This is a genomic window from Arthrobacter sp. CJL-S3, assembly GCF_056711635.1.
On sequence record NZ_CM160046.1, the window covers coordinates 1,464,335 to 1,476,371 of the forward strand.

At 70.9% G+C, this 12,037-nt stretch carries 12 protein-coding genes; 9 read left to right on the plus strand and 3 right to left on the minus strand.

Features of this window, described 5'->3' with window-relative positions; all coding sequences use genetic code 11:
• The first annotated feature begins 88 nt into the window (after positions 1–88).
• The 7 genes from AC06G6_RS06540 to AC06G6_RS06570 are packed head-to-tail and all read left to right on the plus strand — an operon-like array spanning position 89 to position 7,137.
• Positions 89–853, plus strand: a complete 765-nt coding sequence (locus AC06G6_RS06540; RefSeq protein ID WP_479827464.1) for an ABC transporter ATP-binding protein — start codon at positions 89–91, stop codon at positions 851–853.
• Positions 850–1,680, plus strand: a complete 831-nt coding sequence (locus tag AC06G6_RS06545) for an ABC transporter ATP-binding protein (protein WP_479827466.1) — start codon at positions 850–852, stop codon at positions 1,678–1,680. Before AC06G6_RS06540 ends, AC06G6_RS06545 begins: the two co-directional genes overlap by 4 nt.
• Positions 1,677–2,552, plus strand: a complete 876-nt coding sequence (locus tag AC06G6_RS06550; RefSeq protein ID WP_307458536.1) for a branched-chain amino acid ABC transporter permease — start codon at positions 1,677–1,679, stop codon at positions 2,550–2,552. Before AC06G6_RS06545 ends, AC06G6_RS06550 begins: the two co-directional genes overlap by 4 nt.
• Entirely contained in the window at positions 2,549–3,904 is a 1,356-nt protein-coding gene (locus AC06G6_RS06555) for a branched-chain amino acid ABC transporter permease (protein WP_479827469.1), read from the plus strand. The genes AC06G6_RS06550 and AC06G6_RS06555 overlap by 4 nt, the downstream gene beginning before the upstream one ends.
• The gene (locus AC06G6_RS06560) at positions 3,901–5,748 is read left to right on the plus strand and encodes a class I adenylate-forming enzyme family protein (RefSeq protein WP_479827473.1); all 1,848 of its coding nucleotides are present in this window, start codon (positions 3,901–3,903) and stop codon (positions 5,746–5,748) included. The genes AC06G6_RS06555 and AC06G6_RS06560 overlap by 4 nt, the downstream gene beginning before the upstream one ends.
• Entirely contained in the window at positions 5,633–6,235 is a 603-nt protein-coding gene (locus AC06G6_RS06565) for a TetR/AcrR family transcriptional regulator (RefSeq protein ID WP_479827475.1), read from the plus strand. The genes AC06G6_RS06560 and AC06G6_RS06565 overlap by 116 nt, the downstream gene beginning before the upstream one ends.
• On the plus strand, positions 6,232–7,137 hold the full coding sequence (locus tag AC06G6_RS06570) for an alpha/beta hydrolase (protein WP_479827477.1): 906 nt from the start codon (positions 6,232–6,234) through the stop codon (positions 7,135–7,137). Before AC06G6_RS06565 ends, AC06G6_RS06570 begins: the two co-directional genes overlap by 4 nt.
• A gap of 36 nt (positions 7,138–7,173) precedes the next feature.
• Here AC06G6_RS06570 and AC06G6_RS06575 read toward each other — a convergent pair whose 3' ends face one another.
• Positions 7,174–7,452 (minus strand): hypothetical protein, encoded by a 279-nt coding sequence (locus tag AC06G6_RS06575; RefSeq protein WP_479827479.1) that lies wholly within the window; start codon positions 7,450–7,452, stop codon positions 7,174–7,176.
• Between the two features lie 131 nt (positions 7,453–7,583).
• Here AC06G6_RS06575 and AC06G6_RS06580 point away from each other — a divergent pair, with 131 nt between their 5' ends.
• Positions 7,584–8,702, plus strand: a complete 1,119-nt coding sequence (locus AC06G6_RS06580; RefSeq protein WP_479827481.1) for a helix-turn-helix transcriptional regulator — start codon at positions 7,584–7,586, stop codon at positions 8,700–8,702.
• On the opposite strand, the gene AC06G6_RS06585 is transcribed toward AC06G6_RS06580, so the two are convergent.
• Both AC06G6_RS06585 and moaA read right to left on the minus strand, forming a co-directional pair.
• Positions 8,699–8,965: a MoaD/ThiS family protein gene (locus tag AC06G6_RS06585; protein WP_479827483.1), complete on the minus strand. Its 267-nt coding sequence runs from the start codon at positions 8,963–8,965 to the stop codon at positions 8,699–8,701. The genes AC06G6_RS06580 and AC06G6_RS06585 overlap by 4 nt on opposite strands.
• A 7-nt stretch (positions 8,966–8,972) precedes the next feature.
• The gene (moaA, locus tag AC06G6_RS06590; protein WP_479827485.1) at positions 8,973–10,109 is read right to left on the minus strand and encodes a GTP 3',8-cyclase MoaA; all 1,137 of its coding nucleotides are present in this window, start codon (positions 10,107–10,109) and stop codon (positions 8,973–8,975) included.
• Between the two features lie 234 nt (positions 10,110–10,343).
• Here moaA and AC06G6_RS06595 point away from each other — a divergent pair, with 234 nt between their 5' ends.
• Positions 10,344–12,020, plus strand: coding sequence for a molybdopterin-dependent oxidoreductase (locus AC06G6_RS06595; protein ID WP_479828564.1), 1,677 nt, complete (start codon positions 10,344–10,346; stop codon positions 12,018–12,020).
• The last annotated feature ends 17 nt before the right edge of the window (positions 12,021–12,037 follow it).

The window sequence follows — 12,037 nt, forward strand, 5'->3', positions numbered from 1 at the left end:
GCCCGGAAAACACCGGATATCTTCCGCACAACACAGCACAGCGCCGCGCACCACCCCCACGGCCCCAGCGAGAGACAAAAGGATCCGAATGAATTCCCCAGCCCTGCCCGCCCTTGCGGTGGACGGCCTCGGTCTGCAGATCGGCGGCGCCCGCATCCTCCAGGATGTGAGCTTCGCGGTCGGCACCGGCGAAATGGTCGGCGTTATCGGCCCCAACGGGGCCGGCAAGACCACGTTGTTCAACCTGATTTCCGGCGTGATGCGGCCCACCACGGGCAGCATCACGCTGAACGGCAGGGAGATCACGTCCGCGCCGGTCCACCGCAGGGCCAAGGCAGGGCTGGGACGGACCTTCCAGACCTCCAACCTGTTTCCCCGGCTCAGCGTGCTGGAAAATGTCCGGCTCGCCGCCCAGGCGAAACTCGGCGGCAGCTTCAGCATCCTGCGATTCCCCTCCGCCTCCGACGAGGCCACCCGGATTGCCCGCGGCACGATAGCGGAGGTCGGGCTCACCGGCCAGCTCACGACGGCGGCGGGGGACCTCTCGCACGGCGAGAAGCGCAAGGTGGAGATCGCCGTCCTACTGGCGACGGATCCCGCTGTCGTCCTCCTGGACGAGCCCATGGCCGGGGTGGCGTCGGGGGACGTCCCGTCCCTCACCGCGATCATCCGGGGAATGCACCGGGACCGCGGCTGCACCGTGATGATGGTCGAGCACCACATGGACGTGGTCCTGGGCCTCGTGGATCGGGTGGCCGTGATGCACCACGGCAGCCTGCTTGCCCTGGACAGCCCGGAAGCCGTGATGTCGGACCCGACCGTACAGAGTGCCTACCTTGGAGAGCCCGTATGACCGCCGCAGCGGACGCCCGACCCATCCTCAGGATTGAGGGACTCAACGCCCATATCGCCGGTCAGCAGGTCGTGGAGGACGTGTCCTTCACCGTCCCGGCCACCGGCATCACCGCGCTCCTGGGCCGCAACGGCGTCGGAAAGACCAGCACCATCAAGGCCATCATTGGCCTGATCGACCGCACCGGAGCCGTGGAGCTCGGCGGCGTGCGGATCGAGAAGGAGCCGACGTTCAAGATCATCCGCAGCGGGGTGGGCTACGTGCCCGAGGACCGCGAGGTGTTTTCCAAGCTCACCGTGGCGGAGAATCTCCGGCTCGCCGAACGCGACGACGCGCCCCGGCGCCAGCTCGTCGAGGAGCTCTTCCCGGACCTGCTGGCCCGGTCCGCCCAGATGGCCGGGACCCTTTCCGGCGGCCAGCAGCAGATGGTCTCGCTGGCCCGCGCGCTGCTGAACACGAACAAGATCCTGCTCGTCGACGAACCCACCAAGGGCCTGGCCCCGAAAATCGTCGCCGAGGTCGCCGAGACCCTCGCCGAAGCAGCGAAGACCGTCCCCATCCTCCTGGTCGAGCAGAACCTGCACGTTGTGCGCCAGCTCGCCGCAGGCGCAGTCGTCCTCTCCGGCGGCCGCGTGGTCCACACGGGCAGCGCGCTGGAATTCCTCGATGACGCCGAGCTGACCCAGCGGCTGCTGGGTGTCTCCGCCGAAAGCCCCTCCGGGGAAAACACAGCCCGGGAAACCCCCGTACGGGAAAACACCGCCCGGGAGGACACAGCCCGGGAAAACACAGCCCGGGAAACCTCAGGGAAAGGCGCCGCCCTGTGAGTACCGTCGTCCTGCTCCTCTTCACCGGCCTGGGCCTTGGCGCCCTGTATTTCCTCGTCGCCGCCGGGCTGTCCCTGATCTACGGCCTGATGGGTGTGCTGAACTTCGCGCACGGCGCGTTCCTGACCCTCGGGGCCTTCGCCGGCTGGGAAGTCGCCCGCCGTGCCGGCTCGGACGACTGGTGGACGTTCCTGCTCTCCCTGCTGGTCGGGGCCGCGGCCGGCGCCGCCTTTGCCGCCTTCACCGAGTTCGTGCTGATCCGCCGGCTGTACCAGCGGCACATCGAGCAGCTCCTCATCACTCTGGGCCTCTCGCTCGCCGCGGTCGCCCTCTTCGACGGCATCTGGGGCACCGACCCGGTGTTCATCCAGGGACCTGCCTGGTTCAAGGACACCACCGAGATCCTGGGCGCCCGTGTACCCAACGACCGGTTTGTCTGCATCATCGCGGCCGTCCTGGTGCTGCTCGCCATGGTGTTCTTTCTGAAGAACACCCGCTACGGCATGATCATCCGGGCCGGCGTCGAGAACCGGTCCATGGTGACGGCCCTCGGCATCGACGTCCGGAAGGCCTTCACCCTCGTCTTCACAATCGGCGGTGCCGCCGCGGGCCTCGGCGGGGTCCTGGCCTCGCACTACTTCGGCTACGTTTCGCCGATGCTGGGCGGTTCGCTGCTGATCTTCGCCTTCATCGTCACCGTGATCGGCGGACTGGGCTCGCTGACCGGCGCGGCCATTGCCGCCGTCGCCGTCGCCGTGCTGCAGCAGTTCGCCAACTTCTACCTCGGCGGCACCGGCGACTTCGTCGTCGTGCTGGCCCTGGCGCTCGTACTGCTGTTCCGTCCCTCCGGCCTGCTCGGGAGAACCTCATGACCACCGATACCGACGCCGCCGACACTAACGGCACCGCCGCCACCGGCACAGACAGCAACAGCACAGCCGGCAGCACCGCAGCCGGCAGCACCACAGCCGCCAGCACCACAGCCGCCGACGGCGCGTCCGGGAACCCCGCGGGGTCCCGCCGGACGGCGGCTGCCGCCGGCTCCACACCGCCGGCCCGTCCACGCCTGACCCGCCGGACGGCCGCCGGCGCCGCCGCCGGGCTCGCCGGAATCGTGCTCCTGATCCTGCTGCCGCTGCTCAACCTGTCCCTGCCCGGGGTGCTTCCCGGGCCCACCTACACCCCGGGATCCCTGCAGCTGCTGGCAATGTGCATGCTGATGGCCGCCGCGGCCCTGACCTACCACCTGCTGCTCGGCGTCGCCGGACTGCTCTCCTTCGGCCATGCCCTCTACTTCGGCGCCGGCGTCTACGGGCTGGCGATCATCCTGCAGAACCTGGACATCCCGCTGCTGCCCGCGATGGGCCTGACCCTGCTGGTCGTGATTGTGCTGGCCCACGTGGTGGGCAGCATCAGCCTGCGGGTCAGCGGCATCCCTTTCGCCATGGTCACGCTCGCGTTCGCCCAGGCCGGCTCGGTGATCGTGGGGCGCAACCCGGACGGCACCACCGGCGGAGACGAAGGCCTGACGCTGCGCACGGAGAACCTGCCCGACTTCCTCGTCGGCGTGGTCAATACCCGGAACCTTTACTGGCTGGCGCTGGCGGTGCTGGTGGTGGTCTTCATCGTGGTCACCTGGGTGGAGTCCTCCCGCGCAGGACACCTCGCCGCCGCGGTCCGCGAGAACGAACTCCGCGTCCGTGTCCTGGGCCTGCAGCCGTACCTCGTGAAGCTGCTGATCTTCGTGGTCTCCGCCGTTCTGGTCAGCATCATCGGCATGGTGTTCCTCCTCCTGCAGAGCGGCGCCGTCCCGCGGGCCATCTCCGCCGACCTGACCATCACCCTGCTCGTTATGGTGGTCCTGGGCGGCGTCGGCTCCCGCTGGGGCGCCGTGATCGGCGGCGTCTTCTACACCATCCTGGACCAGCGCCTCACGACCCTCGCGAACTCCGATGCCATCGATGCGCTGCCGGACATCCTGCGGATACCGTTGTCGGAGCCCTTGTTCATCCTGGGCACCCTGTTCATCCTCGTGGTGCTCTTCCTGCCGGGCGGCCTGACGGGCGCCGCGCAGCGGCTCGCCCAGCGCCGCAACCGGCGCGGCCGGTCCACCGGACACGACCACACCGGTAATGACGGCACCGGCAATGACAGGACCGGTCCTGACAGGACCGGGCATGACAGCACCGCGACGTCCCGCGAGATCCTGGAGGAATCGGCATGACCCCCGCTGACGGACTGCACACCCTGGGCCGCTGGACCACCGACCGCAGCCTCGCCACCCCGCATCGGATCGCCGTCGATGACCGCGGCTGCACGCTGACCTACGGCGAACTGGAACGCCGGGCGGCCGGCCTCGCCGCCGGCCTGGCGGCTGCCGGCTACATGACGGGGGACCGGATCGCGACCCTGACCGGCAACAGCTCGGACCACGTCGTGGTGTTCTTCGCCTGCGCCAAGGCGGGGCTGGTCCTCGTCCCGCTGTCCTGGCGGCTCTCACCCCGGGAACTCGCCGCGCAGCTTGAGCTCGCCGATCCCCAGCTGCTGCTTGTGGAGGACGAGCTGGAGTCCCTCGCCGCGGGCGCCTGCACCCTGCTGGCGCACCGGCCCCGGACCGCCGCGCTGGGCCCGGGCGGCATCGAAAAGTCCGTGCCCCCGCCGTCCCGCGTGCTGCCCGCCGCGGTGCCCCCCGCGGGCACCGCGGCGGTGGACGCCAGCGGGCTCGAACTACGCGGGCCTGGGGTGCGCCGGCTCGAAGCGCCGCGGGAAGTGCGCGACGACGACCCCCTGCTGATGATCTTCACCTCCGGCACCGAGGGCGCCAGCAAGGCCGCCGTGCTGACCCACGCCAACTGCTTCTGGACCAACCTCTCGCTGTCCCGGACGATGGATCTGGGCAGCACCGACGTTGTGCTGGCCGTGCTGCCGCAGTTCCACGTCGGCGGCTGGAACATCCAGCCGCTGCTGGCCTGGTGGACCGGCGCCACCGTCGTGCTGGAACGCGGCTTCGAGCCGGGCCGGGTGCTGCAGCTGATCGCGGAGCGCCGGGTCACCATGCTGATGGGCGTCCCCACCCAGTACCTGATGCTCGCCGAACACCCGGACTTCGCCACCGCAAAGCTCGGCAGCCTCCGCCACGCCGTGGTGGGAGGGGCACCGATGCCGGCGCCCCTGCTGCGGATCTGGCACCGCAGGGGAGTGGCGCTGAGCCAGGGCTACGGGCTGACCGAGGCGTCCCCCAATGTGCTCTGCCTGGCCAACGAGGACGCCGCCCGGATGGTGGGGTACTCGGGCAAACCGTACCCGCATGTGGCCGTCGCGGTCGCCGACCCGGTGACCGGGGAGATCCTGGACGGTGCCGCCGCCGGGGAACTGCTGGTGGGCGGCCCGGGGGTCTTCGCCGGCTACTTCCGCGACCCCGTCGCGACGGCCGCCGTCCTGGCCGGGGACTGGCTGCGCACCGGCGACCTGGTGGAGCGCGACGCCGAGGGCTACATCAAAGTCGTGGACCGGCTCAAGGACATCTTCATCTCCGGCGGCGAAAACGTCGCCCCCGCCGAGGTCGAGGCGGCGCTGCTGGCCCACCCGGCGGTGGCGCAGGCCGCCGTCGTCGGGGTGGAGGACGAGCGCTGGGGCGAAACCGGCGTGGCCTTCGTGGTGATCCGGCCCGGCATGGCCACCGATGAACAGGAACTCTTGGAGCACTGCGCGGCCCGGCTGGCGCGGTTCAAGGTTCCCGGACGGATCGAGACCGTGGGGGCCCTGCCGCGCACGGCGCTGAACAAAGTGCTGCGCGGGCAGCTGCGGCAGCAACTGGACGAGCGCGCGCGGGCGGGACGACCCGACGGCAAGGCCGCGTCCCTGCCCGCGGACGGGGCCGGCGGTGAGCGCCGCGCCGCGCACCGCGCGGGGCACCCGGACCCGGGCCAAGCTGCTGCAGGCAGCCGAGACCGTGTTCGCCTCGGTGGGCTACCACGAGGCCTCGATCGTGAAAATCACCGAGGAGGCCGGCGTCGGCCTCGGCACCTTCTACCTCTACTTCGAGGGCAAACAGGCCATCTTCGATGAGGTGGTCGAGGACCTGAACCGGCGCGTCCGTCACGCCATGGCGGAAGCCGCCGGCTCTGCAGGCACCCGGCTCGAGGCCGAACGTGCCGGCTTCCGGGCTTTCTTCAGGTTCACCGCGGAACACCCCGCGCTGTACCGGATCATCCGGCAGGCCGAGTTCGTCTCGCCCGGGGCCCTGCGGCTGCACTACACCCGGATCGTCAACGGCTACATCGAGGGGCTCAAAGCCGCGCAGCTCAGCGGGGAGGTCCGGGACATGGATCCCACCGTCGCGGCCTGGGCCCTGATGGGCATCGGCGAGCTGATCGGCATGCGTTGGGTGCTGTGGGATGAGGAGGGCGCCGTCCCCGCTCAGGGTGCCCGGCCGGACGTCCCGGAGGAAGTCTTTGAGGAAATGATGCAGTTCATCGAACGCGCGCTCGCCCCCGCGCCGGGCGCCGCCCTCGGACCCGCCGCCACCCCGACCCTGGAAGGGAAAGCCCCATGAACAATCCAGCCAGCACCTCCGGTTACCGGACCACCGAGGTCCAGGTCCGTGGCGGAACCCTGCACACCGCCCTCTGGGGTCCCGAGGACCCGGCGGCGCCGACCATCCTCGCCGTGCACGGGGTGACGGCGTCGCACAAGGCCTGGCCGGCGCTGGCAGAGGCCCTGCCGGAGGTCCGGATCATCGCCCCGGACCTGCGGGGCCGGGGCCGCAGCAACGCCCTGCCCGCCCCGTACGGGATGCCCTCGCACGCCGAGGACCTCGCGGCCGTACTGGACGCGCTCAGCAGCGGGCCGGTGGTCGTGGTGGGCCATTCGATGGGCGCCTTCGCCTCCGTGGTGCTCGCGAACCTGTTCCCGGAGCGCGTGCGGTCCCTCGTGCTGGTCGACGGCGGACTGCCGTTGCAGGTGCCGGCCGAACTCAGTGACGAGCAGGTCATCGCCACCGTGCTGGGGCCGGCGGCCGAGCGGCTGAACGCCACCTTCCCCAGCCGGGAGGCCTACCGCAGCTACTGGAAGCAGCATCCGGCCTTCAGCGCGGACTGGGGTCCGCTGGTGGAGGACTACGTCGACTACGACCTCACCGGCGAGGAACCCGTGCTCCGGCCGGCCACCCGGTACGAGGCGATGGCGGACGACACCGCGGAACTGCACCGCGGCCCCTCCCTCCTGAAAGCCCTGGATGAGCTCGCGGTGGAGACCCTGGTGCTGCGGGCCCCCCGCGGCCTGCTGGACGAACCCGGCGGCCTGTACGGGCCGGGCTATCTGGATGCCTGGGCGGAGAAGCTGCCTGCCCTGACCGTCCGCGAGATACCGGACGTCAACCACTACACGATCATCATGGGCGCTGCCGGCGCTGCCGCCGTCGCGGACACCGTGCGGGAGGCGCTGGCGGTCGCGTAGCGGCAATGCAGCCGCCGCTGGCCGCCCGCCGGTGTGTCAGGCGGCGGACTCCAGGATCCGGGTCTTCGGGGCGCCCCGGAGCGCGGGGGCGGCGGCGGAATTCCAGACATTCGCGTGCAGGTTTGCCAGGAGCGCTTCCGCCTCGGCGCGGCGCTCGAAATCGAGTTCGACCACGACGTAGCGCGGATCGTCCACCGGGCGGCTGATCCGGTGCGCGGTGACCCCCGACGCCGCGCGGTTCACCGGATCGCGGTCGAACGCTGACTTCCACAGGTCAAAATCCGTGATTTCGTGTTCTATCTGCAGGGTGTACATCGCACTCAGTCCTTCCGTTTCCTGTGAGCTGCCGTCTCACTGCCGGCTCCCTGTCTGCAGGGATACTCCACGTTAGGGCGGCCGGGCAGCGGGCGGTATCCCAGAAATCTGGCGGGGGGCATACTGAATTCATGACCACCAGCTGGGCGCTGAGCCGGAGTCTGGAACGCATCGGGCAACTCTGCCGGGACGTGCCCGACGACAGGGAACTGCGTCGGGGAGTGCTGGCCGAGCTGGGCCGGATGGTGCCGTTCAGCGCCTTCGCCTGGCCGTTGGCGGACCCCGGATCGGCCACGGGCACCTCCCCGATGGCCCGGATTCCCTGCCCGGAAGAGCTGCCGGAGCTGATCCGGCTCAAGTATCTGACGCCCGAGGGCCGCTGGACGGCCCTGATGGGACAGGTCCGGCCGGCCACGACCCTGCTCATGGCCACCGGCGGCCGTCCGGAGCGCAGTCCGCTGTGGAACGGGTTGCTGGTCCGCTACGGGGTGACGGACGTGCTCTCCACAGTGTTCGCTGACAAACATGGCTGCTGGGGGTGGCTGGACCTGTGGCGGGCAGCGGAGGACGGCACCTTCTCTGAGCCGGAGACTGACTATCTCGCCACCGCGGCGCCGCTGCTGGCGGCCGGCCTCCGCCGGAGCCGGGCCGCACAGTGCCGGCGGGAGGCGGAAGGGAGCGGTCCCGCGTGGCAGGCCGTGCGGAAGCCACTGCCGCCCCAGGCGGTGCTGACCCTGGACGAGGGGCTGGCCGTTGTGGGACAGACGGCCTCGGCGAGCGACTGGCTGGGCCTGCTGCAGCGCGGGCCCCGGCCGTACGAGGGTATTCCGGCGGAGGTGCTCAATGTCGCCGCTCAGCTGCTGGCACGGGAAGCCGGGGTGGACTCCCACCCGGCCATGTCGCGTGTCCCCGTCGGCCTCGGCGCCTGGGCGCTGCTGCGCTCCACCCGGATGGACACCGGGCGGCCGGGGGCATCCCCTCCGCTCGCGGTGACCATCCAGGAATGCCCGGCGGCGGACCGGCTGGAGGTGTTCGCCCGCTGCTTTGCCCTGACCCCGCAGCAGCACCGGCTTCTGGGCCTCGCCGCTGCCGGACTCAACACGGCGGAACTCGCGGCGGCCCTGCGGATCCGCCCCTACACCGTGCAGGACCAGTTCAAACTCATCTTCGCCGCCTCCGGGGTCCGGAGCCGGGGTGCGCTGCTGGGCCTGGCCCTTGGCACCGCGGCAGTGCCGGCTGATACCGCCTAGCCGCCGGCGAACGGCGGCAGCACGTCAACGACGTCGTCCGGCTTCAGCGCCGCCGCACGGTTCCGCACGGCCACCTCGTTGAGCAGGAAACTGCTCCGGGACAGCAGGCGCGCCAGTGGCGGCGTTCCGGCCGGGGGTTCCGGGCGTTCGACGGCGAGGATCGCCTCGAGCAGCGAGGCGACGGTGGCTCCCGCGGGGAGCTCAAAGCGTTCCTCGTCGACGCCGGCGGCAGCGCGCGCGGCAGCGAAATAACGTACGTTCACGGGTGGTTCAGCCTCCGATGGCGCTCATGCTGCGGTCCGGCTGGACGAAGTCCGGGGCGTCCAGTCCGACGTGGTCCATGCCGTGGGCCTTGGGCTTGATCCACATGGCGTCCTGCCAGCGCTCGGCGAGTTGTTCGTCGCTGGCGCCGTCGCGGAGCAGCCCCAGCAGGTCCACTTCCTCGCGGGAGAACAGGCAGCTCATGATCTTGCCCTCGGCCGTGATGCGGGTGCGGCGGCAATCGGAGCAGAACGGTTCGGTCACGGAGGCGATGATCCCCACGGTTCCCAGCACGGGTCCGGTGGCTTCGGCCGTGCCGGGCACGCGGGCCCGGACCTCGAAGCGTTCGGCGGGGGCGCCGTCGCGGTCCCGCGGGTCGGCGCTCAGCACGTAGTCGACCGAGAGCAGCTCACGGATCTCCGCGGCGGTGATCATGTTCCGGCGGGTCCAGCCGTGGTCGGCGTCGAGCGGCATCTGCTCGATAAACCGCAGCTCGTAACCGCGGTCCAGCGCCCAGGCCAGCAGGGCGGGGGACTCGGCGTCGTTGATGCCGCGCATCAGCACGGCGTTGAGTTTTACGGGGCCCAGCCCGGCGGCCCAGGCGGCGTCGACACCGGCCAGGACCTTGTTCAGGAACGGGCGGCGGGTCAGCTGGGTGAACGTTTCCTCGTGGAGGGAGTCCAGCGAGACGTTGATCCGGGACAGTCCGGCGGCCTTGAGTCCGGCGGCCTTCTTGTCCAGCCCGACGGCGTTGGTGGTCATGGAGATCGGAAGGTCGGGGTGGGCCTGGCGGAGCGCTGAAATGATATCCAGCAGGTCGGCCCGGACCAGCGGTTCACCGCCGGTGAGCCGCAGCTCGCGCACGCCCAGCATGTCAACGCCGATCCGGACGATCCGCACAATTTCCGCCGCGGACATCACCGCCTGCTTGGACAGCCACTCCAGGCCCTCGGCGGGCATGCAGTAGGTGCAGCGCAGATTGCATTTGTCCGTCAGGGACAGCCGCATGTCCGTGGCACGGCGGCCGTAGCGGTCGACCAGGCCGGCGGGCATTCCGGCCGGGCGACCGGACGGCTGCGGGCCGGAGGTGCCCGCGCCGGAACTGTCCTCCGCGCGGGGCTGGGGCATACCAAGCTGAACACTCATAAAGTCAGGCTACGCCACCTCGGCGCCAGCATCACTCCTGTCGGCCCCGGGATTGCGTCGTGGGGGTTCCGCCGTGTTCCTGCTGCGCTCCCGGTGCCGTTGGCCACGCCCTGGTCATCCGGGCGGGACGGCGCGAACCTGTGCTGGCGAACCTATGCTGGAGGAGTGAACACCTCCCAGCACGGGCAGCCGGGCACACTAACAGGCCCCGGCCCGCAAACCCCTGTGCCGCGGATGACGGACCGGCAAGCAACCGGGTGGGCGGCCGCCGCCGGTGTCGTGGCCGTCGGGACGGGACTTGCCCTGGGGGAACTCGCGGCAGGACTGCTGAGCCCCTCGCTCTCCCCGGTGACCGCAGTCGGCGGCGCCGTGATCGATGTGGTCCCGCCGGGCGTGAAGGACTGGGCCATTTCACTGTTCGGCACGGCGGATAAGGCCGCGCTGCTGGTTGGCATGGGGCTTCTCATCGCCGCGCTGGCTGCCCTGTCCGGGATCCTGGAGCTGCGGCGCCGCTTCGCCGGGGTGGCCGTCATTGCCGTCTTTGGCGCGGCCGGACTGGCGGCCGTCCTGGGCCGGTCCGAACTCACCGGGAGCGCGATCCCGGCCCCGCTGCTCGCCGCCGCCGTGGGCATGATCCTTTTGCACTGGCTGATCGGCCGGCTGGGGGAGTGGCAGACCGACGCCGGGCCCGACGCCGGACCTGAAGCCGGACCCGACGCCGGACCTGAAGCCGGGCCCGCAACCGGACCTGAAGCCGGGCCCGACGCCGGACGTGAGTCAGGACTTGACGCCGGACCGCCGCCCGGCGGCCCCGCCGGACCTGACGCCGCGGCGCAGCCTCCATCCCGCCGCCGTTTCCTGCAGGCGCTCGGCGGGACGGCCGCCGTCGCCGCGGCCGCCGGTGTGCTTGCCGCGACGTTCCGGGGAGCCGCCGCCGTCGTGAATGAAGTGCGCAGCAAACTCGTGCTCCCCGTCCCGGCGTCGCCGGCCCCGCCGATCCCGGCCGGAGCCGAGGTCCGGCTGGACGGGGTGGGCCCGCTGGTGACCCCCAACAAGTACTTTTACCGGATCGACACCGCCCTGCGCGTCCCGGTGGTGGACCCGGGCCAGTGGACCCTGAAGGTCACCGGCCTCGTGGAGCGCGAGATCTCCCTGGACTTCGCCGCGCTGCTGGCCAAACCCCTGGTCGAACGGCACATCACCATCGCCTGCGTCTCCAACGAGGTGGGCGGGGACCTGATCGGCAACGCCCGCTGGCTCGGCTGGCCCGTCCGGGACCTGCTGGCCCTCGCCGGCCCAAAGGACGGCGCGGACATGGTCCTGTCCCGCAGCGCGGACGGCTGGACCGCCGGCACCCCGCTCGAGGTGCTGACGGACAACCGGGACGCGCTCCTGGCTGTCGGGATGAACGGCGAACCGCTGCCGCTGGAGCACGGCTTCCCGGCCCGGCTGATCGTTCCCGGCCTCTACGGCTACGTCTCGGCGACCAAGTGGGTCACCGAGCTCAAGGTGACGCGCTTCGCGGACGACGTCGGCTACTGGACGCCCCGCGGCTGGAGCGAGCGGGGACCGATCAAGACCTCCTCCCGGATCGATGTGCCCCGGGGCGGCCGCCCCGTGAACGCCGGGACGGTGGCTTTCGGCGGGGTCGCCTGGGCCCAGCACACCGGGATCGGCCGGGTGGAGCTCCGGGTCAACCGCGGCGCGTGGCAGGAGGCCCAGCTGGCCCCCGGGATCTCCCGGGACACCTGGTACCAGTGGAAACTGGAGCTGCCGCTGACACCCGGCCAGTACGAGGTCCAGGTCCGCGCCACGGACCTCAACGGTGCCGTGCAGGTGGAGGAACGCGCCCCGGTGGTGCCCAACGGCGCCACCGGCTTTCACACGGTTAGAGTTGACGTGAAGTCCTAACCGGCCGGCCGCCACGC

What these genes read in the sequence shown, in the direction of transcription:
- AC06G6_RS06575 (WP_479827479.1), bottom strand. Translation starts at nt 7,452, where the DNA reads ATGTACACCCTGCAGATAGAACACGAAATCACGGATTTTGACCTGTGG.
- AC06G6_RS06540 (WP_479827464.1), top strand. Translation starts at nt 89, where the DNA reads ATGAATTCCCCAGCCCTGCCCGCCCTTGCGGTGGACGGCCTCGGTCTG.
- AC06G6_RS06545 (WP_479827466.1), top strand. Translation starts at nt 850, where the DNA reads ATGACCGCCGCAGCGGACGCCCGACCCATCCTCAGGATTGAGGGACTC.
- AC06G6_RS06555 (WP_479827469.1), top strand. Translation starts at nt 2,549, where the DNA reads ATGACCACCGATACCGACGCCGCCGACACTAACGGCACCGCCGCCACC.
- moaA (WP_479827485.1), bottom strand. Translation starts at nt 10,109, where the DNA reads ATGAGTGTTCAGCTTGGTATGCCCCAGCCCCGCGCGGAGGACAGTTCC.
- AC06G6_RS06560 (WP_479827473.1), top strand. Translation starts at nt 3,901, where the DNA reads ATGACCCCCGCTGACGGACTGCACACCCTGGGCCGCTGGACCACCGAC.
- AC06G6_RS06595 (WP_479828564.1), top strand. Translation starts at nt 10,344, where the DNA reads ATGACGGACCGGCAAGCAACCGGGTGGGCGGCCGCCGCCGGTGTCGTG.
- AC06G6_RS06570 (WP_479827477.1), top strand. Translation starts at nt 6,232, where the DNA reads ATGAACAATCCAGCCAGCACCTCCGGTTACCGGACCACCGAGGTCCAG.
- AC06G6_RS06580 (WP_479827481.1), top strand. Translation starts at nt 7,584, where the DNA reads ATGACCACCAGCTGGGCGCTGAGCCGGAGTCTGGAACGCATCGGGCAA.